At 53.4% G+C, this 26,258-nt stretch carries 23 protein-coding genes, 1 riboswitch and 1 other annotated feature; of the genes, 7 read left to right on the top strand and 16 right to left on the bottom strand.

Annotated elements, in window-relative coordinates:
* Positions 1 to 39 precede the first annotated feature (39 nt).
* A complete protein-coding gene (gene pepV / locus JCR24_RS00340; protein WP_238979894.1) occupies positions 40 to 1,455 on the bottom strand; it encodes a dipeptidase PepV in 1,416 nt (471 codons plus the stop codon).
* Positions 1,456 to 1,705: 250 nt separating this feature from the next.
* Here pepV and JCR24_RS00335 point away from each other — a divergent pair, with 250 nt between their 5' ends.
* The gene (locus JCR24_RS00335) at positions 1,706 to 1,927 is read left to right on the top strand and encodes a DeoR family transcriptional regulator (protein ID WP_008880936.1); all 222 of its coding nucleotides are present in this window, start codon (positions 1,706 to 1,708) and stop codon (positions 1,925 to 1,927) included.
* A gap of 95 nt (positions 1,928 to 2,022) precedes the next feature.
* Here JCR24_RS00335 and JCR24_RS00330 read toward each other — a convergent pair whose 3' ends face one another.
* Entirely contained in the window at positions 2,023 to 2,769 is a 747-nt protein-coding gene (locus tag JCR24_RS00330) for a pseudouridine synthase (protein WP_011232306.1), read from the bottom strand.
* Between the two features lie 104 nt (positions 2,770 to 2,873).
* Between JCR24_RS00330 and JCR24_RS00325 the strand changes: the two genes are divergently transcribed.
* Positions 2,874 to 3,086, top strand: coding sequence for a hypothetical protein (locus tag JCR24_RS00325; RefSeq protein WP_011232307.1), 213 nt, complete (start codon positions 2,874 to 2,876; stop codon positions 3,084 to 3,086).
* Between the two features lie 216 nt (positions 3,087 to 3,302).
* Here JCR24_RS00325 and JCR24_RS00320 read toward each other — a convergent pair whose 3' ends face one another.
* Positions 3,303 to 4,928, bottom strand: coding sequence for a putative polysaccharide biosynthesis protein (locus tag JCR24_RS00320; protein WP_013144433.1), 1,626 nt, complete (start codon positions 4,926 to 4,928; stop codon positions 3,303 to 3,305).
* Between the two features lie 112 nt (positions 4,929 to 5,040).
* Between JCR24_RS00320 and JCR24_RS00315 the strand changes: the two genes are divergently transcribed.
* Positions 5,041 to 6,351 carry a BaiN/RdsA family NAD(P)/FAD-dependent oxidoreductase gene (locus JCR24_RS00315; RefSeq protein ID WP_238979893.1) on the top strand — a complete coding sequence of 437 codons (1,311 nt, stop codon included), beginning with the start codon at positions 5,041 to 5,043 and terminating at the stop codon, positions 6,349 to 6,351.
* Positions 6,352 to 6,543: 192 nt separating this feature from the next.
* Here the strand turns inward: JCR24_RS00315 and JCR24_RS00310 are convergent, their stop codons facing one another.
* The 9 genes from JCR24_RS00310 to JCR24_RS00275 form a co-directional block, all read right to left on the bottom strand.
* Positions 6,544 to 6,723 carry a sporulation protein Cse60 gene (locus JCR24_RS00310; protein WP_008880941.1) on the bottom strand — a complete coding sequence of 60 codons (180 nt, stop codon included), beginning with the start codon at positions 6,721 to 6,723 and terminating at the stop codon, positions 6,544 to 6,546.
* Between the two features lie 115 nt (positions 6,724 to 6,838).
* On the bottom strand, positions 6,839 to 8,479 hold the full coding sequence (locus JCR24_RS00305) for a M4 family metallopeptidase (RefSeq protein ID WP_238979892.1): 1,641 nt from the start codon (positions 8,477 to 8,479) through the stop codon (positions 6,839 to 6,841).
* A 377-nt stretch (positions 8,480 to 8,856) separates the two neighbouring features.
* A complete protein-coding gene (locus tag JCR24_RS17445; RefSeq protein ID WP_014196587.1) occupies positions 8,857 to 8,985 on the bottom strand; it encodes a hypothetical protein in 129 nt (42 codons plus the stop codon).
* A gap of 15 nt (positions 8,986 to 9,000) precedes the next feature.
* A complete protein-coding gene (locus JCR24_RS00300) occupies positions 9,001 to 10,275 on the bottom strand; it encodes a helix-turn-helix domain-containing protein (protein WP_238979891.1) in 1,275 nt (424 codons plus the stop codon).
* Between the two features lie 345 nt (positions 10,276 to 10,620).
* Positions 10,621 to 10,935: a rhodanese-like domain-containing protein gene (locus JCR24_RS00295; protein ID WP_013144427.1), complete on the bottom strand. Its 315-nt coding sequence runs from the start codon at positions 10,933 to 10,935 to the stop codon at positions 10,621 to 10,623.
* 57 nt (positions 10,936 to 10,992) lie between these two features.
* Positions 10,993 to 13,410 carry a leucine--tRNA ligase gene (gene leuS / locus JCR24_RS00290; RefSeq protein ID WP_014196589.1) on the bottom strand — a complete coding sequence of 806 codons (2,418 nt, stop codon included), beginning with the start codon at positions 13,408 to 13,410 and terminating at the stop codon, positions 10,993 to 10,995.
* 75 nt (positions 13,411 to 13,485) lie between these two features.
* Positions 13,486 to 13,707, bottom strand: a binding site (T-box leader).
* Between the two features lie 91 nt (positions 13,708 to 13,798).
* Positions 13,799 to 14,998, bottom strand: a complete 1,200-nt coding sequence (locus JCR24_RS00285) for an MDR family MFS transporter (RefSeq protein ID WP_015375657.1) — start codon at positions 14,996 to 14,998, stop codon at positions 13,799 to 13,801.
* A gap of 210 nt (positions 14,999 to 15,208) precedes the next feature.
* Positions 15,209 to 15,373 (bottom strand): hypothetical protein, encoded by a 165-nt coding sequence (locus JCR24_RS00280; RefSeq protein WP_011232316.1) that lies wholly within the window; start codon positions 15,371 to 15,373, stop codon positions 15,209 to 15,211.
* An 18-nt stretch (positions 15,374 to 15,391) separates the two neighbouring features.
* Positions 15,392 to 15,655: a YtzC family protein gene (locus JCR24_RS00275; protein WP_011232317.1), complete on the bottom strand. Its 264-nt coding sequence runs from the start codon at positions 15,653 to 15,655 to the stop codon at positions 15,392 to 15,394.
* Between the two features lie 285 nt (positions 15,656 to 15,940).
* On the opposite strand from JCR24_RS00275, the gene mnmM reads away from it, so the two are divergent.
* Positions 15,941 to 16,528, top strand: a complete 588-nt coding sequence (gene mnmM / locus JCR24_RS00270) for a tRNA 5-(aminomethyl)-2-thiouridylate-methyltransferase MnmM (RefSeq protein ID WP_011232318.1) — start codon at positions 15,941 to 15,943, stop codon at positions 16,526 to 16,528.
* Positions 16,529 to 16,575: 47 nt separating this feature from the next.
* On the opposite strand, the gene JCR24_RS00265 is transcribed toward mnmM, so the two are convergent.
* Positions 16,576 to 17,685: a tetraprenyl-beta-curcumene synthase family protein gene (locus JCR24_RS00265; protein WP_014196592.1), complete on the bottom strand. Its 1,110-nt coding sequence runs from the start codon at positions 17,683 to 17,685 to the stop codon at positions 16,576 to 16,578.
* Positions 17,686 to 18,023: 338 nt separating this feature from the next.
* Between JCR24_RS00265 and JCR24_RS00260 the strand changes: the two genes are divergently transcribed.
* On the top strand, positions 18,024 to 18,572 hold the full coding sequence (locus tag JCR24_RS00260) for a gamma carbonic anhydrase (RefSeq protein ID WP_011232320.1): 549 nt from the start codon (positions 18,024 to 18,026) through the stop codon (positions 18,570 to 18,572).
* A gap of 22 nt (positions 18,573 to 18,594) precedes the next feature.
* Here JCR24_RS00260 and metK read toward each other — a convergent pair whose 3' ends face one another.
* The gene (gene metK / locus JCR24_RS00255) at positions 18,595 to 19,806 is read right to left on the bottom strand and encodes a methionine adenosyltransferase (RefSeq protein WP_021322704.1); all 1,212 of its coding nucleotides are present in this window, start codon (positions 19,804 to 19,806) and stop codon (positions 18,595 to 18,597) included.
* Between the two features lie 129 nt (positions 19,807 to 19,935).
* A riboswitch (SAM riboswitch) is annotated at positions 19,936 to 20,050 on the bottom strand.
* Positions 20,051 to 20,268: 218 nt separating this feature from the next.
* On the opposite strand from metK, the gene pckA reads away from it, so the two are divergent.
* Positions 20,269 to 21,855, top strand: a complete 1,587-nt coding sequence (gene pckA / locus JCR24_RS00250) for a phosphoenolpyruvate carboxykinase (ATP) (RefSeq protein WP_238979890.1) — start codon at positions 20,269 to 20,271, stop codon at positions 21,853 to 21,855.
* A 193-nt stretch (positions 21,856 to 22,048) separates the two neighbouring features.
* On the opposite strand, the gene JCR24_RS00245 is transcribed toward pckA, so the two are convergent.
* The gene (locus JCR24_RS00245; RefSeq protein ID WP_025949573.1) at positions 22,049 to 22,930 is read right to left on the bottom strand and encodes an aKG-HExxH-type peptide beta-hydroxylase; all 882 of its coding nucleotides are present in this window, start codon (positions 22,928 to 22,930) and stop codon (positions 22,049 to 22,051) included.
* 811 nt (positions 22,931 to 23,741) lie between these two features.
* Between JCR24_RS00245 and JCR24_RS00240 the strand changes: the two genes are divergently transcribed.
* Positions 23,742 to 24,989, top strand: coding sequence for an MFS transporter (locus JCR24_RS00240; RefSeq protein WP_033018136.1), 1,248 nt, complete (start codon positions 23,742 to 23,744; stop codon positions 24,987 to 24,989).
* Between the two features lie 272 nt (positions 24,990 to 25,261).
* Here JCR24_RS00240 and JCR24_RS00235 read toward each other — a convergent pair whose 3' ends face one another.
* Positions 25,262 to 26,224 carry an Rpn family recombination-promoting nuclease/putative transposase gene (locus JCR24_RS00235; RefSeq protein WP_238979889.1) on the bottom strand — a complete coding sequence of 321 codons (963 nt, stop codon included), beginning with the start codon at positions 26,222 to 26,224 and terminating at the stop codon, positions 25,262 to 25,264.
* Positions 26,225 to 26,258: the final 34 nt, after the last annotated feature.

The raw sequence follows: 26,258 nt of genomic DNA, 5'->3' as shown, positions 1-26,258 counted from the left end.
CGCCCCGCTCTCTTTTTCGCCGGGGCGGCGGACCGCCGTTTATTTTGCCAGCTCATAGATCGCCTGCGCGTAAATGGCGGTCGCTTTCACCAAATCGTCGATTTCGATATACTCATCTTTCTGGTGGGCGACATCCGGACGGCCCGGAAACAACGCGCCAAACGCCACCCCGGCGGTCAAGGCGCGGGCGTATGTGCCGCCGCCGATGGCCAAAAGCCGGGCCGGCTCGCCCGTCTGCTCTTCGTAGACGCGCTGAAGCGTGCGGACAAGCTCGTGGCTCGGATCGATATAATGAGGCTTCGTATCGCTGAACCGGCTGAGCGCGAATCCATGTTCAGCCGCAGCGCCGGCGAGCGTCCGGCGGATCGCGTCACCGTCGGCCGTCACCGGATAGCGGATGTTCAGCCCAATCGTTCCGCCATGCCGCCGGTCATACGACAGCACCCCGACGTTGACCGTCAAGTCGCCGCTTTGTTCGTCCCGATACGCAAGGCCGAGCCGCCGGCCGCGGGCATCGCCGAAAAAGGCGGAGGCCACAAACTGAACGAACGGCCGGCTTCGGCCATCGAGCGGAAGCGACGCCAAAAACTGAGCCAAATAGACGCCGGCGTTTTTGCCGCGCTCCGGCTCGGCGCCATGAGCGGACACCCCTTCCAATTGAAAGACGACGGCCCCTTCGCTTTGCCTCATGCTCCCCTTTACGCCGCGCTCCCAGCAAAACTGTTCATAGAGGCCAAGCAGCTCCTCCGTCCGTCCCGCTCCTTCCACCACCGCTTCAGCCGCATCCGGCACCATGTTGTAGCGGCGCCCAGCTTGGAATGAGGCAAGCGCGAGCCCTTCCGCCTCCGCCGATTTAGGCGGGCGGTACGACAAATCGGCGTCAATGATTCCTTTTTCAGCATAAATGATCGGGAAATCAGCATCCGGCGCAAATCCGACATCCGGCATTTCTTCATGACGAAAATAGTGCTCTACGCACCGCCAGTCGCTTTCCTCATCGCCCCCGATGATAAGCCGCACCCGCTTGCCAAGCGGCAGCCCGAGTTCAAGGATGATTTTCATCGCGTAAAACGCCGCGACGGTCGGCCCTTTGTCATCGATCGCGCCGCGCCCGTAAAGGCGGCCATCGCGCACCTCAGCGGCAAACGGATCCATCGTCCAGCCGTCCCCGGGCGGCACGACGTCGATATGGCCGAGCACGCCGACAAGTTTCTCCCCATGCCCCATTTCGATATGCCCAGCAAATCCGTCCACATTTTTGACGCGAAACCCTTCCTCCCGGCCGCGGCGAAGCATATGCTCAAGCGCCTCGGCCACCTTGGGCCCAAACGGCGCGCCCGGCTGCGCCTGCTGATCATCGCGGACGCTCGGAATGCGGACAAGAGCTTGCACGTCGCGGACAAGATCGTCTTTTCGTTTCTTCGCTTCGTTCATCCAGTCGATGTTCAACGCCATTCTTCCTTTCCTTATTCAACACCCTTTGTTGCCAACGTATCATATCAAAAACAGGAAGTCAAAATGTTTCATTCGTTGCAAATCGATTTCCGTTTCATGACAAAATGTTGAAATTTTTCGTGAATAGAAGCAACCGGGTAGCATTTTCCCTCTCATTTCGTGTACAATGGTAGTAAACAGACAAAGACATCTCTCATCTGCTAGCGGTCGGTTGTGCCATGCGAATGATGCTAAGATAGGGAGTGGTCTTTTGAAACCTTCAACACATCGGATGCTTACCCGCATCAAGTCCGTGTATATGTACATTAGCGAAAAAGGAACGGTTACGACCCAAGAGCTTGTTGATGAGTTCGGCACCACCCCACGAACGATCCAGCGCGACTTGAACGTGCTTATGTACAACGATCTCGTTCGCAGCCCAAGCAAGGGCAAATGGACGACCACAAACAAAAAAGTGCGCATCTCTTCGTAAACCCGGTGCCAATAGGGTAGGCAAGATGAGAGATGAACGCAAACCATTTTTCCACAGATGAATATCCACTATTTTTCCATAAAAAAGGAACCGCGTCAGGTTCCTTTTTTTTCGTCCGTCTCTGGCCGGTATTGCTTCAACATGCCCACCTCTTCATCCGTCAATTCCCGATACTCGCCGACGGCCAAATCCGGGTCAAGCGGCAGCGGCCCCATTTGAATTCGTTTTAAATAGACGACCCGCTTGCCGACCGCTTGAAACATCCGCTTCACTTGATGGAACTTCCCCTCGGTGATCGTCACCTCGACATCGGAACGAAGGCCGGATTTCAACACAACGAGCTTGGCCGGCTTTGTTTCATAGCCGTCATCAAGGACGACGCCGCGCTGAAACGCCGCGACATCCGCTTCCGTCACTTCCCCGTCCACGACGGCAAAATACGTTTTCGGCACGTGTTTTTTCGGCGACAACAGCTGATGGGCGAGCTGGCCGTCATTCGTCAAGAGCAGCAGCCCTTCCGTATCTTTGTCAAGCCGCCCGACCGGAAACGGGGAAAATGCCCGGTCTTCTTCTTCAAGCAAATCGACGACCGTCTCTTCCACGGCATCTTCCGTCGCGGAAACGACCCCCGAAGGCTTATTCATCATCAAGTAAATGAACGGCTTGTACTCGACCGTTTCTCCCCAAACGGTCACGATTTGCTCATCCGGCCGCACTTTCGTTTTCGCATCACGAACCGGCGCGCCGTCCACTTTCACCGCTCCGGACTTGAGCAGCTTTTTCACTTCCTTCCTCGTCCCATACCCCATATGGGCGAGCAGCTTGTCAATGCGCAGCTCCACAAATCTCCCTCCTAAAAATATGGCCTTCATTAGGCGTTCATCTAGTCCGCTTCCGCCTTCCCCCCATACACTGTGAAGGAAACATCAAGAAGGGGGATTTGCCGATGAATGAATATTACTATTATGTCCCAACGTTGGATGATTACCGTCAACAGCCGCCAGCCAGCCAATTTTGGCCCGGATACCCAGGCGGGCCATTCGCCAACTGGGCGCGGCGCATCGAACGGCTTGAGCGGGCCGTCGAACGGCTCGACCGCCGGCTCGACCGGGTGGAAAGCCGCCTCGATCGCATCGAACGCCGGCTCGGCCTGTCGTAAGCGAAATGGAGAAAGAAGGCGGGGACGACCGCCTTCTTCTTTTTTTGCCGCAAGCCGAACGGCATGGGGGAGGGCGAAAAACAGCCGTCGTCGAACCCTTTCGCTCGGGCGCCGCGATGTTCGCAAGAAGCGCCGTCCGCCGGGCTCCCGGCCTAAACGAGCCGCTTCTAGGAAACGGCCGTCCGGTCAACGGCCGATCCCCCCATACACCCTCGTCTACGATACCGCCTTTTTCTCTTTCCGGCGCCAAAACGCAAACCGGTCGCCAAACAGCGCCGAAAACAACCCGGAGCGGATGCTGAGAAACAAGTAGACGGCCGCCCCGACCGCTGCGCCGATGGAAACAGCGCCCACCGATTCAGCGGTGCCGGCGCGGTAATCGATCCATCGGGACGCCAGCGCCTCGACCCCCATAACCGCCGCTGACATCGCCGCCGTCAAGATGGCCATAAACGCCGTCCGGCGGGCGACAAACCGATAGCGGTAGCGCGTGCGGCGCTGAATGACCCATAAGTTGAACGCCACAGAGACGAAATAGCCCGCCATCGTGGCAACAATGGCCCCGACGGCCGACCATTTCATAATGAGCGGCGTGTTGAGCAAAAGCTTCACAAGCAAGCCGGCTGTCAAACTGACGACCGTAAACCGCTGCTCGTTGATGCCTTGCATGATCGCCGCCGTCACAGAAAACAAAGCGTACAAAATCGCCGCCGGCGCATACCAGCGCAACACTTGTTCACCAAGCGGATCATAGCTGTAAAACGAGCTGTACACCGGCCCTGCCAGCACCGCCATGCCAATCACCGCCGGGAGCGTTAAAAACATGAGCACTTGAAACGTCTGGTTCAAATATTGCCGCAGCGCTTTCCGATCTTGCGCGACATACGCTTTCGTAATCGTCGGGATGAGCGCCAAGCTGAACGAGGTCGCGAGCGTCACGGGTATGATGACGAGCTTTTGCGCCCACATGTTGAACACGGAATACGCGTGCTCCGAGATGTTCCCGCGGCCCGCCGCCGCCATCGCGTGATTGAACGTAAACTGATCGACGAGCTGGTACAGCGACATCGACAAGCCGACAAAAACAAACGGAATCGAAGAAAGAAGCAGCTCTTTATACATCGCCAAAAGCGACACGTCCGCTTCGCCGCGGTCACGCGCAAGCAGCGACTGCAAATACGGACGCCGCTTCCACCAATAGACAAGCAACACCAAAAGCCCCGCCGCCGCCCCGACAAACGCGGCAAACGTCGCCGCGCTCACAGCGGAGACGATCGAGCCGTCCATCAGGCGCAAAATGACGTAGCACGCCCCAAGCAAAAACGCGATGCGCGCGATTTGTTCGACGACTTGCGACAGCGCCGTCGGGCCCATCGACTCATGTCCTTGGAAAAATCCGCGGATCAAGCTCATCACCGGCACGATGAGGAGCGCAAAGCTGACCGCGCGGATGACGGCCGTGACGTCGTCGACCGAGTTGACGTTCGTTTTCGCATCGATGACGTGCGGCGCCAAGATGGGCGCCAGGGCGTACAAAATGAGCCATGAGGCGATGCCGCTTGCGATCATCAAGACAAGGCCGGAGCGAAAGAGCCGATAGCCGACGCCGTATTCCCCAAGCGCGTTGTATTTCGACACAAACTTTGACACCGCCACCGGCAGCCCGCCGGTCGCCAAGCTCAAAAAAATTTGGTACGGCACATAGCCGTATCCGTACAGCGCCCCGCCGCGCTCGCCGACAAGATGGTAAAACGGGATGACGTAAAATAAACCAAGAAGGCGAGAAATCATCACGCCAGCCGTTAAAATAAACGTGCCGCGCAGCAGCTTCGATGTTGACATATGACCCCTTCCCTAGCCATGGACGTTGAAAATAACAACGTATCTATTTTACCATAGTTGTCAATGGAACGAAAAATATCGGCCACGCGCAGAAAGAGAGGGTGGAATGAACATGGGATACGACGTCATCATCATCGGCGGCGGTCCGTCCGGGCTCATGGCGGCCATCGGCGCCGGCGAAGAAGGGGCGAAGGTGCTCTTGTTGGAAAAAGGAACGAAGCTCGGGCGCAAGCTCGCCATCTCCGGCGGCGGACGCTGCAACGTGACGAATCGGCTGCCGGTGGATGAAATTGTCCGCCATATTCCCGGCAACGGCCGCTTTTTATACAGCGCCTTTTCCGTATTTAACAATGAAGACATCATCCGCTTTTTTGAGCGGCTCGGCGTGCCGCTCAAGGAGGAAGACCACGGCCGCATGTTTCCTAAAAGCGACAGCGCCCAGTCGGTCGTCGACGCGCTTGTTCGCGAATTGTCGCGCCTTGGCGTCGATGTTCGGCTTGAATCGCCAGTGGCGGACGTGTTGTATGAACAAGGAAAAACAGTCGGTGTCACGCTGAAAAGCGGGGAGACGATCCACGCCCGTGCGGTTGTCGTCGCCGTCGGCGGCAAATCGGTGCCGCAAACCGGCTCAACAGGCGACGGCTATCCGTGGGCGGAAAAAGCGGGCCACACGGTGACCGAATTGTTTCCAACCGAAGTTCCGATCGTCTCGCATGAGCCGTTCATCCGAGAGCGGACGCTGCAAGGCTTGTCGCTGCGCGACGTCGCGTTAAGCGTCTTAAAGCCGAATGGCAAACCGATCATCACCCACCGGATGGATATGCTGTTTACGCACTTCGGCATTTCCGGCCCAGCTGCTCTCCGCTGCAGCCAGTTTGTCGTTAAGGCGTTGAAAAAAGCGACGGACGGCGCGGTCAAAATGAGCATCGACGCGCTTCCGGACGTGACACAGGAAGAACTGTTTCAACAGTTCGCCAAGCTGTGCAAAGAGGAGCCGAAAAAGGCGATGAAAACGATCGCCAAAACGGTGCTTCCCGAGCGGTACGCCGTCTTTTTGCTCGAGCGGGCCGGCATCGACCCGCACGCCTCTGCCGGCACGGTCGGCCATGAGGCGCTGCGGGCGTTTGTCCGACAGTGCAAACAATTTACCTTTTACGTCCACGGCACGCTGCCGCTTGAGAAAGCATTCGTCACCGGCGGCGGCGTGTCGGTCAAAGAAATTGAGCCGAAAACAATGGCCTCCAAATGCATGGCCGGCCTTTACTTTTGTGGGGAAATTTTGGACATTCACGGCTACACGGGCGGCTACAACATCACCGCCGCCCTTGTCACCGGGCGGCTCGCCGGCGTGAACGCCGCCCGCTATGCATTGGCGGAAAAAAACGGGGCGAGCGGCTCCGCGGGGCAGACAGCAACGAATTGACCGCCGTCCTCATGCCCCTCGGGTGCTCCGGGGCGTTCGCTGACATTCCGACAACGCCCGTCTTCAAGGCGGGCGATCGCAAAATTTCGCCGCCTGAAATGGAAATGCCGCAACGAAAAAAGCGTCGCCCGCTTTGGGGGGATCAGCACGAAAACGGCCAAAGAATCCCGCAGTCTGGAGCCGTGTGAAGTGTCAAGTCCGGTAAATGACCATGGCGGAAAAACAGTAGATTTGCTCGCCTTCCGATTCCATCGCCGCCACGCTGTACTTGACATCGATCAACTGTCCGTCTTTCAATCGGGCTAAAAAATCATTGACCGCCGCTTCCAAATCTTTTTCATGCTCTTTATCAAACACTTTCACTTTGTACATCGCCATTCCCCCGTTTTCTTTTTCCTTTTCCACGCATTTAGGGAAAATCCTGCCCACAAAAGGCGTCACGCGCCCCCGAACAGCGGGACGCGTGACGTCAGAAACTTCATTCGTCTTAATACACTCCAACCGCATTGAACGCCTGTTTCACCGAGTTGACTTCTTGGCTTGTCGACCCGTACAAATCAGCGGCCGCTTGCACGCAGGCGGCGCGCAGCTGGCTGAAGTTCGACGTCGGCGTCAAATAGTAGACAAGCGCCCGGTAGAAAATTTTCCCCATTTTGTCGCGGCCGATGCCGGTGACGCTCACGCCGTAATGGACGCCGCCTTGGCTGAGCAAGTACGCCGCTTTATTGATGATGCCGCTGTTCGTATGGACGCCGCCGTTGTCTTGCGTGCCGGTGTACCGTTTGGAATAATGATCCGGATCGCCGTATTTCGCCGGGTCGGACATCGAGCGGAGCGCATCGCCGGCGATCCCAGGCGTGTAAATGTCTTCGCCGATCTCCCAGTCCGGGTTGCGGTTGGCGTAGAACTCCACGAGCGTGCCGAAAATATCGGACATCGCTTCATTGATGGCGCCGGATTCGTTTTGGTAAACAAGCCCGGCCGTATAATCCGTCACCGCATGGGTCAACTCATGCCCAACGACGTCAATGCCGCCGGAAAACGGCAAAAACGTCTGTCCGTCGCCATCGCCGTACACCATTTGCGAACCGTTCCAAAACGCGTTGTTGTAGCCGCGGCCGTAATGGACGGTCGAACGGATGGCGGCGTTGCTGCCGTCATAGCTCAGCCGGCCGTGCACATTTTTGTAGTAATCATACACGACGCCGGCGTAATAATGGGCGTCCACGGCCGCCGCGTCATAGCTGGCGAAAAATTGATTGTCGACATCGGCCCATAAGCTGCCGGGCAAAACGGTGCGGTTTCGTCCGTCATACGTAAAAATGCCGCTGCCGCGCGTATTGTCTTGCAAATAGTAGTAGCCATAATACGAGGAATACGTCGTATTGATATATTTCTGATCCCCCAACACACCGCGGCCCACGCCGACCGTCGACGTGCCGGCGACCGGCTGCCCGCCGCCCGGCTTCGCCTCGTCCATTTGGTTCCATTTGTTCAACACTTTTCCGTCTGCGGCATCGATCATGTAGATCCAGTTGCCTGGGACAGGGGTTAAAAAGCGGACATTGACTTCATAGGCGAGGCGCGGGGTCTCCCCATCCGGATAGATGACAAGCCGCGTTGGTTTTCCCTCTTCGGCCGCCGGCCGTTCTTTCGTCACCGCATCAGCCACATCTTGTTTCGCGATCATTTCCGCTTGTTGAATGGAAATGGCAGCTTCTGTTTTCAACGTTCGTTTGTCCAAATTCGGAATGAGCGTACCCGACAAAGAGGACAATTCGCCATCGTTGACATGGGCAACGAGCACGGCGCCATACACTGGGATGCCGTGATAGCGCTGTTCAAAACGCATGACCGTATGGCCGAGTTCATCCGTTTGTTTGCCAATCAAGCTCAGCCGTTCGCGGGCTTGTCCACCAAGCTGGAACGTATTCTTCTCTTGATCAAGATAACGGTAAACCAATTCTTCCGGAGCATCCTCGCCTTTTAACAGCGAACCAGAAACGAACGACGGCGTCTTCCACTGTTCGTTCCACACCATTGATCTTTCCTTCGCCGAAGCCCCGAACGGCCAAGCCATCAATCCAAACGCCAACCCAATCGCGCCAAGCATCGCCCGTTTGTTCATTCCCTTTACCCCTTTCTTATATTTTCAAATTATTTATTCTAATAAAAATTTTATTACAATATATTTTGATTGGGTATTGGGAAAATGATCGGGCGACATGCGTCCTGATCCGGCAGCCTATTTTCCGTTTTTCCCTCTTTGCGGCTTTCCGCCTGCGACAAAACAGCCAAAGTGAAACACGACCGACAGCGAAGCTGCCAAGCGAAAAAACGATTGATCTTTTTCGCTTGAGCCGACGGATTTCCACAGAACGTGCTTTGACGGACGAAACAAAAAACCGACTCATCCCCCGCTTTCGCCCCATGGCGAAAACAGGAGACGGATCGGTTCGAAGAAGATCAACACAGACAGGCAAAGCGCCAATCCAGCCGCTTCTTTTATCGGGCGATCACCGTCGGCGGCGGATGCTCATCTTTAGCCGCTTCTTTCACCCCGATGCCTTGGCCAAAGGCTGAAGCGAGGCCAAGGACGGCGAGAACGATGATCACAACGACCCGCTTTTTCACGAGCTTCACCTCCTTTCAAACGCCTGTTTGCGCCCGCAAGAGAGCGCAACTTAATTGATAATATTGGGCCGCCTGCTTGTATTGGCGCCTCCGCATATAACAATCCGCCAAATATTCGGCATACAATGACGCGTCGTCATACTCCTTCTTTTTTTGGAAATAGGGAATCGCCTCCTGTTTGAGCAGCCGCTCCAACGGTTCATCTTCTTCGCTCAAAAGCAGCCGGTAAATGGAAAAATGCAAATAATACTCATAATGCTCGGACACGCCGTTAGGGGCTTGTTCGAGCTGTTTCCACCCTTCCTCGACAGCCATCGACGCTTTGCGATAATGCTTGGCATCACAATGCACGCGCACGAGCGACAAAAGCGTGATGAGCCGGGAATCCAGCGGAGCGGCCTCTTTATAGATCAAACTGTTCTCATAATGTTGCACCGCCTCGCGGTATTGACGTTTCATTCCTTTCAAGTGGCCGAGATTGTGTTCCACAATCCCAAGAAGCCGTCGATCATCCACCATCCTCGCCGCCTTTTGGGCCAGCAGACAATGGTCAACCGCTTTATCGATCTCCCCGCAGCGCCGATGGCAAATCGCCAGCAGCACATGGCATTCGGCGCTCCGCCGCAAGTCGTATTCCGCCTGGCTGAGCGCCAGCGCGCGCTCGGCGTAATGAAGGCATTGAAACCATTTCCACAGACGGCTGCATGCAAGCGCCGACAAGTAAGCCAAATCGGCCTCCTCCCCGCTCGTTTTCCATTCTCCCTTCAACAACTCTTCTGCCTTTTGATAACAATGCAAGGCGTCGTCATATTTTTCTTGACAATAATATAAAAGCCCAAAAAACTTCCAATAATAATAGCGCATGTCATCACTCAACGACCCATACCAGTCCCGCACGCTTTGCGCCGCCGTTTCCGCCCCCTTTTTGTCGCCAAGAAGCAGCCAATACCGGATTCGCATCAGCTGAAAATAAATCATGGCTTCGGCATCCCCAGACTGCTCGCATCGTTCTTTGACCGTTTCATACAGTTCCCGCGCGGCAGGCACATCACGGTTCGTCATCGCCTTATACCACGACATCACCCATTCGAACCATGAAGGCATTGTTTCGTTTCCACCCGGCCGGATGTCCAGCCGCCGAAACAGCCATTCGAGCACCTCTTGGCTCGGTATGACTTGGTTATTCTCAATTTTCGATAAATAAGAAACCGAAATAATGCCTTCAGCCGTTTCTTCTTGGGTCAGGCCTTTCATCAAGCGGGCGAATTTCAAGCGGTCGCCGAGTTTCAACAGAGAGCTCCTCCTTCGAACAAGTGTCTGATTTTACCGAAAATTATATCCTTTCCTTTTTTTTCTTGCATCACACTTTGGTACTAAAACAAAATGGAAAAAGCGCCCCTAAAAGCTGGGACGCTTTTTCGCTCCTACCCCGCAAGCGGACCGGGGAAGCGCAAGCCGCCGACGCATGAAAAGGCCCGCGGCAGCCAGCCATTCCTCTGCCTCTTGACTGAACGGGGCCGTTCGGATGGATCCATTTCCCATCCGCTGACACGTTCCGTCGTTTTGGTCTCGACAAAAACGGGATCACTTGGATGACGGCCCGCCGCCATGCCCTGTTCTTTGAGCCGGAAGCGTTTATCGCTTCGGCACTGTTTCGCCTTCCCACTCGAGCATGCCGCCCGTCATGTTGCGGACGCGATAGCCAAGCTCTTGCAAGTAGCGGCAGACGTTTTCGCTCCGCCGTCCGGAGCGGCAGACGAAAATATATTCTTCGTTGCGGTCGAATTCCTCAAGCCGATCGGGGATGTCGCCCATTTTAATATGTTTGGCGCCGGGGATCATGCCGAGGGCGACTTCCTCGTCTTCGCGCACATCGACAATGTTCAGCTTTTCCCCGCGTTCGAGTTTTTCTTTCACTTCAGCCGGCGTGATTTCCTTGATCTCTTCCATGGCAGATCGACCCCTTTCGTTGGTGGATAGGGAGCGGGCCGAAGCCCGCCCTCATCATCAGTTGGCGACGATATTGACGAGCTTGCCGGGGACGGCGATCACTTTGCGCACGGTTTTGCCCTCAAGCTGCTCTTTGATTTTTTCATCGGCGAGCGCCCGCTCCTCGAGCGCTTCTTTTGGCAAGTCAACGGGCACGTGCAAGCGCGACCGCACTTTGCCGTTGATTTGCACGACGATTTCCACGACGTCTTCCACAAGCTTCGTTTCATCATACGTCGGCCACGGTTCATAGGCGATCGTGTCCGTGTGGCCAAGCTTTTGCCACAGCTCCTCGCCGATGTGCGGGCAGACCGGCGACAAGAGCTTGACGAAGCCTTCCATGTATTCTTTTTTCATTTGCTCCGCTTTGTACGCTTCGTTGATGAACACCATAAGCTGCGAAATGGCGGTGTTAAAGCGGAGCGCTTCATAGTCTTCCGTCACTTTTTTCACCGTTTGGTGATAGATGCGCTCGAGCGTATCGTTCGCCGGTTCGTCGACAATGTTCGGGTTCAGTTCGCCATTCTCGGTGACAAAGAGTCTCCAGACGCGGTCGAGGAAGCGCCGCGCCCCGTCAAGCCCTTTCGTCGACCAAGCGATCGACGCCTCAAGCGGCCCCATGAACATTTCATACAGCCGCAAGGTGTCGGCCCCATGGCTTTCGATGATGTCGTCCGGGTTGACGACGTTGCCTTTTGATTTGCTCATTTTTTCGTTGTTTTCGCCTAAAATCATCCCTTGGTTGAACAGCTTTTGGAACGGTTCTTTCGTCGGCACGATGCCAAGGTCATAGAGAAACTTATGCCAGAAGCGGGCATAAAGCAAATGCAAAACCGCGTGCTCCGCCCCGCCGATGTAAACATCGACCGGCAGCCACTTTTTCAGCTTTTCCGGATCGGCGAGCTGCTTGTCGTTGTGCGGGTCGATGTAGCGTAAATAATACCAGCAGCTTCCAGCCCATTGCGGCATCGTGTTCGTTTCGCGCCGCCCTTTTTTCCCGGTTTTCGGGTCGACAACATTGACCCATTCTTCGATGTTGGCCAGCGGCGACTCGCCCGTTCCCGACGGACGGATTTCATCCGTTTTCGGCAGCACAAGCGGCAATTCCTCTTCCGGCACCGGCGTCATCGTGCCGTCTTCCCAATGGATGATCGGAATCGGCTCGCCCCAGTAGCGCTGGCGGCTGAACAGCCAGTCGCGCAGCCGGTACGACACTTTTTTCCGCCCTTTGCCGTGCTCCTCAAGCCAGGCGATCATTTTGTCGATCGCTTCCTGCTTGTTCAAGCCGTTCAAAAACTCGGAGTTGATATGCTCGCCATCTCCGGTGTACGCTTCCTTTTCGATATTCCCGCCGGCGACGACTTCTTTCATCGGCAAGTGGAATTTTTTCGCAAACTCGTAGTCGCGCTCATCGTGCGCCGGCACGGCCATGATCGCTCCGGTGCCGTAGCTCATCAAGACGTAGTCAGCGATCCAAATCGGAAGCCGATCGCCGGTGACCGGGTGAATGGCGTACGCGCCGGTGAACACGCCCGTTTTTTCTTTCGCCAAATCGGTGCGCTCAAGGTCGCTTTTGCTTTGAATTTCCTTTAAGTAGGCGTCAACGGCTGGCTTTTGCTCCGGCGTCGTGATTTTTTCAACGAGCGGATGCTCCGGCGCCAAGACGGTGTACGTCGCGCCAAACAGCGTATCCGGACGCGTCGTGAACACGGTGAATGTTTCGTCATGGCCGTCGACGGCGAACTCGATTTCCGCTCCTTCCGAACGGCCAATCCAGTTGCGCTGCATCTCCTTAATGCTTTCCGGCCAGTCGAGCTCTTCCAAATCTTCAAGCAAGCGGTCGGCATAGGCGGTGATTTTCAGCATCCATTGCCGCATCGGCTTGCGGATGACCGGATGCCCGCCGCGCTCGCTCCGGCCGTTGATCACCTCTTCGTTCGCCAGCACCGTGCCGAGCGCCGGGCACCAGTTGACCGGCACTTCATCCATGTAGGCGAGCCCTTTTTCATACAGCTTCAAGAAAATCCATTGCGTCCATTTGTAATAGTTCGGGTCGGTCGTATTGATCTCCCGGTCCCAGTCGTACGAAAAGCCAAGCGACTTGATTTGCCGGCGGAAATTGTCGATGTTTTTTTGCGTAAACTCCGCCGGGTCGTTGCCGGTATCGAGCGCATATTGCTCGGCCGGCAGCCCGAACGCGTCCCAGCCCATCGGGTGAAGGACGTTGTACCCTTGCATCCGCTTCATGCGCGCCAAAATATCGGTCGCCGTATATCCTTCCGGATGGCCGACGTGCAAGCCGGCGCCGGATGGATACGGGAACATGTCGAGAACGTAAAACTTCGGCTTGTCATCATCATCGGACGTGCGGAACGTTTTGTTTTTCTCCCAATAGTCCTGCCATTTTTGTTCAATTTCGCGGTGGTTGAAGCTCATCGCAGCACTCCTCCTATCAAGTTCTACTTGCATCATTGACGAAAATATGTACAAAAAAACCCCCCATCCCCACAGCAAAGGGACGAGAGGCGCGCTTCCCGCGGTACCACCCTTTTTGGCGCGCCAAACGGCGCACCCGCTTTCTTCCTTAACGCGGATGGACGGCCGGCGCTGTCGATGACCGTTCACGCCGGCAACTCCGAGGCGAGTTCACGAGCCGACTTCGGTTGACTCGCACCATCCGTCAACTCTCTGCCGTCCGTCGGGCCCGCTACTGCTCCTCTTCACCGTTATTCGCCTTATTCGCACATGAATCGACCGATGAGTGGACAGAATGACAAATTTATTATTATTTTAAAAAATTTGTCGATCAATTGCAAGCCGAAATCTATACGGAAGCCGCGGTTTTTTCATCCGCGTTCTCCGTCCGCTTCGGGAGCCGACGATCATGCAAAAGCGCGGCCAGCACCGCCAATAAGGCAAACAATGCTAACATCATGATGAGCAGTTTCATTCCAAACAGATCGGCGACCGAGCCGCCGATGACCGGTCCGATCATCCGTCCGGCCGTGGCCGTCCCGTTGACGATTCCTTGGTAAAACCCGGCTTTCCCCGGGGGCGCCCATTCGTTCACCGCGGCCGGAATCGCCGGCCAGACGATCATCTCGGCGATCGTGAGCACCATCATGGACGCGGCAAACTCTGCAAACGAATGCGCCCCCAACAGCATGGCAAACGAAACGGCGAAAATAAAAAAACCGATCACGATTTGCCGCTTCAACGTCGGCATGAAGCGGCGGATGACCGCTGACAACAGCGGCTGGGCCAAGACGATCAACGCCCCGTTGATCGTCCAAAGCAAGCTGTACTGCCCGACTGGTATCCCGAGCTCGCGTGTATAGGCGGCGATCGTCGTCGACCATTGGACATAGCTCAACCAACACAGTCCATAGCCGGCGCAAAGGAGGGCAAGCGCCCAGCCCGCGGAGCGGGATGGCGCTCTTTCCGCTTCTCCGGATCGTTTCTTTCTCGGCGGCGGCAAGAGCGGAACGCGGCGCAGCCCGGCCACAACCGTAAACAAAAACGCGGCATACAACAAAAGATTGGCGAAAAAAACGAGCGAGAACGAATATGAAGCGACAAGCCCGCCAAGCGCCGACCCGACGGCGACGCCGATGTTTTGCGCGACATACAAGGCGTTGAACGCCCGCCGCCCCCCTTCCGGCCAAATCGCCCCGGCGTACGCCGACGCCGCCGGAAAGACGACGCCGCTGCCAACGCCGACAAACGCCAAAAACACCGCATAATGCGGCCAACCGTGCCAAACGCTTAAGCCGCCGAGCGCGGCCATCGTCAACACCGCTCCGGCCAACAAAACGCGAAACCCGCCGATCCGGTCAAACAAAAAGCCGCCGGCCAAGCTGCCGATGACGCTTCCCCCAGAGTTGAGCATGAGCACGACACCAGCGACAGCGAGCGGCTGGCCGAGCTGTTCGTGCAAATAGATCGTGTTTAGCGGCCATAGAAACGACGCCCCTGTCACATTGAGCGCCATGCCGACAAGCAGCCACCAAAGAGCGCGGGGCATCGGTCATCATCCTTTTCTGGTTTTTATTTTGAGTTCCGAAATAATTGTAGGGGAAAACAGGAAAAAATGCAATCAAAAAGGCGGAGCGTTCCGATGCGTCCGCCACTTTTTTGCCAAACTAACTCCCCACGGAAACAATGGCTTTTGAAGCGGGGCTCCTGCGCGAAAAGAAGAACAAGACGGAGCGGCTTCCGCCCCTTTGGCTTGTCGTCACCCGTTCCGCTGCTTGGAGCGGATCGGTTGGCCGCCCGTTTCCTCGTATTGCTTTTTCGCCAGCTTCACCGGGTCAAAGTCTTGACCAAGCTCCAAATCGTTATTGTTTTGGCCGTTGCGTGTTTTTTGTTCCGGATTCGTTTGTTTCAAGCGTCGCTTCATGTTGTGTTCCTCCTCGTTTCAGCGGTCAAGCAAAATCATGTCATTTTGCAATTGCTCCAGTTGGAGCCGCATCCGATGCAGCTGCTCGCGCTGCTGGGCGTTGCAGCTTCGCGCCAAGTGCGCTAAATCGATGACCGTCTGCTCGAGCATCTGCTGGGCGTTGGTGTATTCGGTGATGTTGTAATGCTCCTGCTTTTGCGCTTCCGTATATTGCTCTTTCGCGTAGCGGATCACATCTTCACACCGCTGCAAAAATTCCTCAACGGATTGTCTTGTCGCCATGCGCTCACCTCGTTTCGTGATATTCCCTCATGTTTACTATGCGCCGCATAGGCCGGCCGTATCACGCCAATGATTGGCAGCGGTCGATTTTCCATGAAGTTTTTGTTACAATGCCGACGTGAGGATCTTCGTTCAGCTCGATCAATGTCGGTCAGCTCAAGGTTTTCTGTCACGCCGGCGCAGAGGATGGAAAGTTTAGGGGAAAAGCGATGGCATCCGACACTTTGGCGCAACGCCACGCCTGCCAACGTAAACGATGAAACGATCACAAGGAGGGGACAACCGATGGCTTTGATGAACATTTTGCCGTTTGCCCGCTTTTTGCTTGATCAAGCAGTCAACGAAGGCGACATCGCCGTCGACGCGACCGTCGGCAACGGGCACGACACCGTGTATTTGGCCCAACGCGTCGGGGATTTCGGCCATGTGTTCGGCTTTGACATTCAGTCTGAGGCCATCACCGCCGCTTCCGCCCGCCTCGCGAAACATGGGCTATGCGGGCGGGCGACGTTGTTCGAGCGAAGCCATAGTGAACTGCTTGAGGCGCTTCCCGCCGATGTACACGGGCGCATCGCCGGCGCGGTGTTCAACCTCGGCTATTTGCCGGGCGGCAATAAGCAAATCGTCACCCAGCCGGAATCGACGATCGAAGCGGTCCGCCAGTTGCTTTCCGTCATGAAGCCGGGCGGCGTCATCGTTCTTGTCGTCTACCACGGCCATCCGGAAGGAAAGCGCGAACGCGACGCGCTCCTTGATTACGTCCGCTCTCTTGATCAACGGCGCGTCCATGCCTTGAAATACGAATTCATCAATCGGCAAAACAACCCGCCGTTTTTGCTCGCGCTCGAAACCCGGGCGGATAAGGGCGCCTGAATCAATCGGATCCCGCCCCTTTTGCCAATACAAGCAAACGGCCGCCCTTATGAAAAGGACAGCCGTTTTTGCCGCTCCTGCCAAAAGCGGTATGCTTTTCCGTTCCAATAGAAAAACTGCGACGCCGCCCCGCCGGCGCGGACGAGCCGGCGCGCCAGCCGGCGCAGCCCGCGTTGCTTTTTCACCTTGGCATCCGACAAATACAATCCAAGAAGCCCTCGGTGAATAAGGCGGTGAAACTCGCCGTGCGGAAGGGCGCCGACATGGCGGTCGGCCTCTTCGATGAAATGGCAAAGCCGCTCAAGCATCACCGTTTCATTCGGATAGTAAAAGCAAAAGTTTAAATCGCCGCCGTCCCGGTCTTCCTCCTGATCGATCAAATAGTCGAGCAAAATGTGCAGTCCTTGAATGTAAGGAAAATAACCGTCGCGCACTTGTCTCGCCATCTCCGGCGGCAGCGATTCGCCAAACGCATAGGCGACGAGGCAGAAAATGCCGAGCGTCGAACCGGAGCAGGCGGAAAACTCATACCACTCCATCGGCGGCAAGGCGTCTTTGTATTGCGCGAACCATTTCTCCAGCCGCGGCACCCGCTCGCTCGCTTCGACATGTTTATGCACTTGCAAGTCGCAATAATATCCGGCCAATTCATGCAAAAATGGGGCGATCGTCTCATAATGGCGCACCGTCTCGAGCACCTCTTGGCACGTGCGGACAAGCGCCGGCAAATAGCCGCCGTCTTCCTGTTCGCGGCGATGGCGGTAATAGTTCGACGGCTCCGCGCCGATCGTCAAAGCGTCCGGCATCGAATCGTGCAAGGCGCGAAAGTCGAGCGGATCGAGCGAGGTGCTGCGGTCGCACAAATTATCCAAATAATCGCTGATCGTCTGGTAAGCAACGATAAAGCGGATGCAATCCTCCATGTTTTCTCCGGCCAAGAGCGCCAAAATGGAGCCGCCTTCGCAATGGAACGTTTTCGAAGCGATGCTCGCGAGCGCCTGGCGCCGCAATTCCGGGTCGGGAATGCGCTCGGCCTGGCGCCGCCAATAGGCAAGCTCGCGGTGGACAAGCGGAAGCACGTCACGATACACCATTTTCATCAAGGCGATGGGGTTTTTCGGAATGTTCAATCGGCTCACCTCAGGTGCAAACACCATGGTCTCGTCTCCTAGCATTTCCATCTTATCGGCAACCAAAATCGTTTCGCGTCTGAACAGCTTGCGATCTCGTCTTCCAGTATTGCCATCAATGCGGCCGGGGCAAACCATAAAAGGGTTGGCGACGGAGTGAAAAAGCCGCTCAACAACGGTTCTTCTCACGTTGAGAAGCTTTGTGAAATCGGATCTTCTTCCCCGATCCCAACCACTCATCGGGCGAAACGAAACGTTTTTCACCAATCCCGATTAGGTGCGCTCGCTTTCGTTGGCGATTTGGACGCAGCGTTGTACAATACATGGTGAACGATCGATTTTGCAACAGAAAGGAACGAACGCCCATGATTTACCCATACAAAGGCAAAACGCCGCAAATTGCCGCCTCCGCCTTTATCGCCGACTATGTGACGATCACCGGCGATGTCGTGATCGGCGAAGAGACAAGCATTTGGTTCAATACCGTCATTCGCGGCGATGTGGCGCCAACGGTGATTGGCAACCGGGTCAATATTCAAGATAACTCAATTTTGCATCAAAGTCCAAACAATCCGCTTATCATTGAGGACGGGGTGACGGTCGGCCATCAAGTCATTTTGCACAGCGCCATCGTTCGCAAAAACGCGCTCATCGGCATGGGCTCAATCATTTTGGACCGCGCGGAAATCGGGGAAGGCGCGTTTATCGGCGCCGGCAGTTTAGTGCCGCCGGGCAAAAAAATTCCGCCCAACACGCTCGCCCTCGGCCGGCCGGCGAAAGTCGTCCGCGAACTGACGGAAGACGATATCCGCGAAATGGAGCGCATCCGCCGCGAATATGTCGAGAAAGGGCAGTATTACAAAGCGCTGCAGCAACAGCGGACATCGTGCGCCGACAAAAAAGAGCTGCCGTGATCAGGCAGCTCTTTTTCTTTCATCACTTGTCCGCCAACGCCAGCGCTTGTTCTTTCAACAAGGCGGCTTTGTCGGTGCGCTCCCACGGCAGGTCGATGTCCGTACGCCCAAAATGGCCGTAAGCAGCCGTCTGTTTGTAAATCGGGCGGCGAAGGTCGAGCATTTTGATGATGCCCGCCGGGCGGAGATCGAAGTTGTTGCGCACGACCTCAATCAAAATGTCTTCCGATACTTTGCCGGTGCCGAACGTATCGATCGAAATCGAAACTGGGCGGGCGACGCCGATCGCGTAGGCAAGCTGCACTTCGCATTTGTCGGCCAGTCCTGCCGCGACGATGTTTTTCGCGACATAGCGGGCCGCATACGCTGCCGAGCGGTCGACTTTCGTCGGATCTTTGCCCGAGAACGCGCCACCGCCGTGGCGGGCGTAGCCGCCGTACGTATCGACGATGATTTTGCGCCCCGTCAACCCAGCATCCCCTTGCGGACCGCCGATGACAAACCGTCCTGTCGGGTTGATGAAATATTTCGTGTTCTCATCAAGCAGCTCCGCGGGCACGACCGGCTTGATGACCTGCTCTTTAATGTCGCGCTGGATTTGCTCTTGCGTAATTTCCGGATGGTGCTGCGCGGAAACGACGATCGTATCGACGCGCACCGGTTTGCCGTTTTCATCGTATTCGATCGTCACTTGCGTTTTCCCGTCCGGCCGCAAGTACGGCAAGACGTCCGTTTTGCGCACTTCCGCCAATCGGCGCGCCAAGCGGTGCGCAAGCGAAATCGGCAGCGGCATCAATTCTTCCGTCTCATTGCAGGCGAACCCAAACATCAATCCTTGGTCGCCGGCGCCGATCGCTTCGATTTCCTCGTCAGTCATCTGACCTTCGCGCGCCTCGAGCGCCCGGTCCACCCCCATCGCAATGTCCGGCGATTGTTCGTCAATCGACGTCAGCACCGCGCACGTATCAGCGTCAAATCCGTATTTGGCGCGCGTGTAGCCGATCTCCCGGATCGTATCGCGGACGATGCGCGGAATGTCCACGTATGTTGATGTCGTGATTTCCCCGCTCACGAGCACCAGCCCGGTCGTGACGCTCGTTTCGCAGGCGACGCGGGCGTTCGGATCTTTTTCCAAAATGGCATCCAAAATGGCGTCAGAAATTTGGTCGCAAATTTTATCCGGATGTCCTTCCGTCACAGACTCTGAAGTAAACAAGCGGCGTTTGGCTGACATTCGGTTTGTTTCCTCCTCTTGGCATAATGTGGCGACACGGAACTCATTTCCCTTTTTCCCTTCGCAATATAAAAAACCTTTCCTGTAACGGCTGAGGAAAGGTCATGGCAATCGTATTGCTTCCTTTCACTCTTATCGTTCAAGGACTGCGCCTTGCCACAGGTTAGCACCATTTCACACATGTACAGTTGTGACGGTTGCTGGGCTTCATCGGGCCTGTCCCTCCACCGGCTCGGGATAAGAGTATCCGTTCAATGACTTATCTTATCGCAACGGAATCGGCAAAGTCAACTATCAAAATTCATTTTTTATCATTTCCAGCCGCGAAAATTCTTTCCTCAAGGAAATCGACACATTGGGCAAAATAAAGTTTGAAAAACCCACACAATTAGTATGGACTATTAATAAAAATGTGTTATACTATTTTCAAGAGTGATTACAAAAAGAAGGCAGGTTTTGAATATGGGGATCGCAAACATGACGAATAAGCTTGATGTATTGCTGCAAAAACCATACGTCCGCCATCAGCTGTCCGTCGCCGAGCTCGTCGAGAAAGTCCTGCAACGGAACGAAGGGCGGCTGACCCACACCGGAGCCGTCGCGGTCACGACCGGCAAGTACACAGGGCGGTCGCCGAAAGACAAATACATCGTCGAAGAGCCGTCCACAAAACAAACGATCGACTGGGGCCCGGTCAACCAGCCGATGTCTCCCGAGACGTTTGATAAACTGTACGACAAAGTGCTCGACTATTTAATGAAGAAAGATGAACTGTTCGTGTTTAAAGGCTTTGCTGGCGCTGATCCGAAATATCGGCTGCCGATTCAAGTCGTGAACGAATTCGCCTGGCACAACTTGTTCGTCCATCAGCTGTTCATCCGGCCGAGCGCCGAAGAGCTCGCCGCGCATGAGCCGCAGTTTACGGTGATTTGCGCGCCGAACTTTAAAGCCGACCCGAAAGTTGACGGCACGCGCTCGGAAGCGTTCATCATCATCTCGTTTGAACGGCGCACCGTGTTGATCGGCGGCACCGAGTATGCCGGCGAAATGAAAAAATCGATTTTCTCGGTCATGAACTATGTGCTGCCGGAACAAGGCATCCTGCCGATGCACTGCTCGGCCAACGTCGGGCAGGAAGGCGACGTCGCCCTCTTTTTCGGCTTGTCGGGAACGGGAAAAACGACGCTCTCGACCGACCCGAACCGCCGCTTGATCGGCGATGACGAACACGGTTGGTCAAGCCGCGGCATTTTCAACATCGAAGGCGGCTGCTATGCGAAATGCATCAACCTATCGCGCGAGAAAGAGCCGCAAATTTTTGACGCCATCGGCTTCGGCGCGGTGCTCGAAAACGTCGTTCTCGATGACGCGACGCGGGTGCCGAATTACGACGACGGCACGCTGACGGAAAACACACGCGCCGCCTACCCGCTTCAGGCGATCCAAAACATCATCGACCCGAGCGTCACCGGCCATCCGTCCACGATCGTGTTTTTGACAGCCGATGCGTTCGGCGTCCTGCCGCCGATCAGCAAGCTGACGCGCGAACAGGCGATGTACCATTTCTTAAGCGGCTACACAAGCAAGCTCGCCGGCACCGAACGCGGCGTCACCGAACCGGAAGCAACGTTCTCAACGTGCTTCGGCGCACCGTTTTTGCCGCGCCCGGCCGTTGAGTACGCGGAAATGCTCGGGCAAAAAATCGCCGAACACAACGTCCGCGTCTTTTTGGTCAACACCGGCTGGACAGGGGGGCCGTACGGCGTCGGAAGCCGCATGAAGCTCGCCTACACCCGGGCGATGGTGCAAGCCGCCGTCGAAGGGGAGCTCGACAACGTCGAAACGGTCAAAGATCCGATTTTCGGCCTCGCCATCCCGACCCGCGTCCCGGGCGTGCCGGATGACGTCCTGCAGCCGCAAAACACATGGGCCGACAAACAAGCATACGAACAAAAAGCAAAAGAGCTAGCGCAAAAATTCCGCGCCAACTTCCAAAAATTCGCCCACATCGATCCGTCCATCGAAAAACTCGGCGGACCGCTCGTTTAACAAGAACCCAGCCGGACAGGGAACCGTTCCCTGTCCGGCTGTTTTTTATTTCTTTCCTTTGCTTTGGACTCCGACACTGAATCCTTAAGCATTTCTGTACGTCGATCCGTTTCATTCGCCTCAAACAACCTCAAAACAACCGGACTCGATCAAACGCAATGGGCTTCTGTGTTTTCATTTGTCGCAATGGCCATTAGTTCTGTAAGGAATACGTAATGTCATCAAAAGATGGATGATTAATGAACTTGCGCATGATTTCTAAAGTTTTTACTCCCTGTTCCCCCAAGAATTGTGTTCTTGCCTCTATTTCTTCAACTGTTTTCCGCAAATCATCCATATACTTCTCAGAATTTTTAGAATCATTAAACAAGTGATAAAGATGCATAATTCCTATAGAAACTCCAGCAGCATGATATGCTCTGTCTAAAGGCCTTTTGATTTTCAAGATGGTTGATGTAACTAGAGCTTCTTCTTTTGCACATTCATTAGCATTAGGAAACATACAGTTAATCATATCATCCAAGAAGATACTTTGGTGGATAAACTCATGATAAATGGCCTCTGCATATTCAATGATTGACCAATCAGATTGAGGGTTTAACCATACTAATCCCATAACATTGGACACTGATCCTCCACCAAACAAATCTTTTTTTAAAATCAAAAAGGTACCAATAAGTGTATTAATTAAATCATACAAATCATTATGCAATACTTTGATCAACTTTAATGCTTTTTCAATTCTATCAGTAATTACTTCTTGCTCTTGTTGTGAATAAATGTGTTTATCGTTTTCCAAATCCTCTTTGTCAATCATACCCAAACTAAGTAATTTATTTTGCAATGTTTTATCAAAATATGTAACATGTATTTTTTCGTTTGAGTATGGAACAGGAACATCTTGAATATAATTTATGGCTTCAAAATATTTCTCTTTTAACGTGACACCTAATGGGAATTTCTTTCCACTTTCCTGCTCGACATAATTTTTTAGAATCTCGATATTCTCGATAATGTGTGATTTATGCAGAAATGGTAAAAAGATTTTTGATTCTGTCTGAACTATACTTGACATACTACTCCCCCTATTCACGGTATATTTATGGCTCTTCACCACAAAATACACTTGACAAAAAACGTTTTTCATAACGTCAAAAAGATCAATTTCCATTTTTTGTTATTTTGTTCAACTGGGAGGGTCAATATCATGTTTGTTCCTAAAAGTCAAGTACATCTTTCACCCGAGTTCGACAGTTTTGAGGCCATTTTAGGCTCTTGGGTGATGTCCCCACGGGTGAAGGAGCGCTCCCCTTCCCATGGGTCGTAACCGTCGAGGTTGGACTTTTCGCGATGTTCCTGGAGCTAGTTGAGTTTTAGCGATCAACTAGCCCCATTTTTTTCATAAATTGAACAAACTACTTTGTCAAATGAATTTGCATTCTAAGTGGTTGTACTACAAGAGACATTTGTGCATTACTTTTTAAATAATGTTCAACATAACGTTTAATATTTTCGACATGCTTTTTATTCATGGAATAACACCTCCTTCTATTTGTATTCATTGCCATTTTAACAAAAAAATGTATAATTACAACAATCAAAAAAATAAAATTATTCTATACCTGTGGTGCTAGTTGAGCGCTGATGCTCAACCAGCACCATAGGAATAAAAATGGACTCTAAACAGAATAAGGGGGAGGCTTCCATTGCTTCAGTATATCCATTCGCCTTTAGGAAATTGTTGAAAATCCATCCGCTTTCTTTCGCCTCCTCGCTTAGGGGCGCGACAAAAAGCTCGTTTTATCAAAAACTGAAGAGCTGGCTTTTGGTTCGTGTTTACGATTCCATTACCAATCGTTTCGATGATCAAAGAGAGGATTGAGGTCATGAAAAAGAAACCATTTCATTTCCTTTGGATCGGACAATCTTTCGCGAATTTCGGAGATGTGTTCTACATTGTTTCCGTTGTCTCTTGCCTATATCATTTGACATCGAAAGCCATGGCTGCCGCCTTAGTCCCTTTTTTCGTTACATTGTCGTTATTTATTAGTGGAATCGTCGCACCGATATTTTTCGAAAAATATAAACTAAAAACGTTATTGTCCTACGGACAACTGTGTAAAACATTTCTGCTGCTTTTTCTCTCGCTGTTTTTGCAATGGGGTGCGGAACATCACATTGCGATCGTTTACGTTTTTGTATCATTGATCGCTTTTTTAGACGGGATCAATAATCCGATTAAAAACTCCCTCGTTCCTTTTATAGTTTCCAAGGAGGAAATCTTGAAAGCCAACAGTTTTTTAAACACGTTAGACCAATTCATCAAACTTAGCGCATGGCCGATCGGGAGTTTGATTGTCAGTGCGGGATCGCCGTTCCTTTTAATCCATATCACCTTATTGTTCTATATCGTTTCAAGCATTCTCATGTTTCTGTTGCCTATACAAGAACATACAAAGAAGAATACGGTCCAAGACAAAGGCCTAAAGAACTTTCTCCTTTCGATCCGTCTAGGATGGGAATACACGTGGAGAAATGTGCACGCAAAATCGATTAGCTTCATGTCATTTTTTGAAGGAATCGGAAATGGCGTCTGGATTTCGGCCATCCTTTATATGTATGTGAAAGAACAATTACATGTAGGAGAGGAATGGTGGGGATATATTAACTCTGTTTTCTTTGGCGGCATGGTGATAGGGGGATTGTTAAGCGTTAAGTTTAGTCAATCGGTTGAAAAAAACCAGCAATTTTTTGTATTGTTTGGCCCGTTTTGTATCGCTATTGTCACACTGTTATTTGGCACAACGACGCACGGTGCGCTGGCGCTTCTGTATTCCGCCCTGTACGGGATCATCGAACAATGGAAGCTGATCTGTCTTCAGACGATTCTTCAAAAAAATGCCCGGATGGACGCTCTGCCTCATGTTTTTGCCGTGCAGGGAGTCATTAGTTCCGTAACATTCGGAATTTCCACATTGTTAATGAGCTTTATCGCCGATGTTTACGGGATTCGTTTTTCATTTTATTTGTCTGTTTGCTGCTTTTTGATCAGCGGCTGGATCAGTTATCGTCAGCGGAAAATCTGGAGTTATAAGGAGAACCAAAAAGGAGAAATCACGGGAACTATTTTGTGAGCTCCCTCTGTAAATGATCACTTTATTTCAGAACAAAGCAAAGGAATCAGTCTTGCTTCATCATATGGCAGAGTGCAAACCGAAGGATTGTTTGCGCCCCTGCCTTTTCAACATTAGAATCAAAACGCCAATCGGGACGATGAACGTCGCCGATAAATTCTGTCAATAGACTTTACCCTCGATGGCCGTAAGGTTCGAACGCATAAAATGATTGTCGTCGATCCCCCGGGGTTTTTGCACGATTGGGGGTCGACGACAATGCGAAGGCGGGTTTACTTCTTCAGCTGTTCAATCTTTTCCGCCGGCAGCCCGGTCAGCTCGTGGATCGTGTCGACATCGTACCCTTTCGCCAACATTTTCTTCGCGATGTCGATTTTCCCTTCCTCGATCCCTTTTTGACGTCCCTGTTCAATCCCTTGCTTCATCCCTTGCTTCATCCCTTGCTTTATTCCTTGTTTCAACCCTTGTTCGATTCCTTGTTTGACTCCTTGTTGAATGCCTTTCTCGATTCCCCGCTGTTCGTATGAGATGATGAGCTCCATCACTTGTTTCGCTTCCTTCGTCTCCATTTGGCTCACCTCGTTTCGCAGTTGGATTTCCTCCGCTTCGGACAACCGCAAATACGTTTCAAAAAACCCAAACAACAGCCGCTGCTTCGCCTCATCGAGCTCGAGGCGGACTAGGATGCGCAAAAACTCCTTTTTCACTTCCACCTTCTCGCTTTCATTATACCCCATTTTGCTTAACAAGGCGGCGGCAACCGGATTGTCACGGCGGATGTACTCGCGCCACGGCAGTTTGCGCAGTTCCACCGTCAGAAAGCGGAAGTCAAGAACCGTCAAAAATGGAAATTGAATCATCAATGAGGAAGGTTCGTCGTGGCGTTCGTCGTAGCTGAAAATGGCGATCGGGAGGATGCGGCGGCGGTGTTTTTGAAACAAGCGGCTGAAGTAGAGGAACATTCGCTCGGGGAACGTCCGCTGCTTATAGCTTTGATGTTCGACGTGAACGATGACGAGCCCGTCCTCCCCTCTTACCTTTGTTTCGACCAACAAGTCGACGCGGTGCTTCTCCCCGGCTGTCACGTCGGTGAACAGCTCTTCGGAGAGAAAGGAAAGATGATGGACGTCGATGTGCTCGTACACGTCAGGAAAGAAAAGAAGCAAAAAGTCTTCGAAAAACGTCGACAGCAGCTCCTTGAACAACCGGTCGTGATCGATTCGCTGTTTGGCCACATTTTCCCTCCTTGCGGCATCGAATTCATCGTAT

Origin of the sequence: Geobacillus sp. YHL (genome assembly GCF_022341265.1) — a bacterium.
GTDB classification, from domain to species: domain Bacteria; phylum Bacillota; class Bacilli; order Bacillales; family Anoxybacillaceae; genus Geobacillus; species Geobacillus thermoleovorans.
The sequence above is the reverse complement of the archived record's forward strand: the minus strand, read 5'-3'. Positions and strand labels throughout refer to the sequence as shown.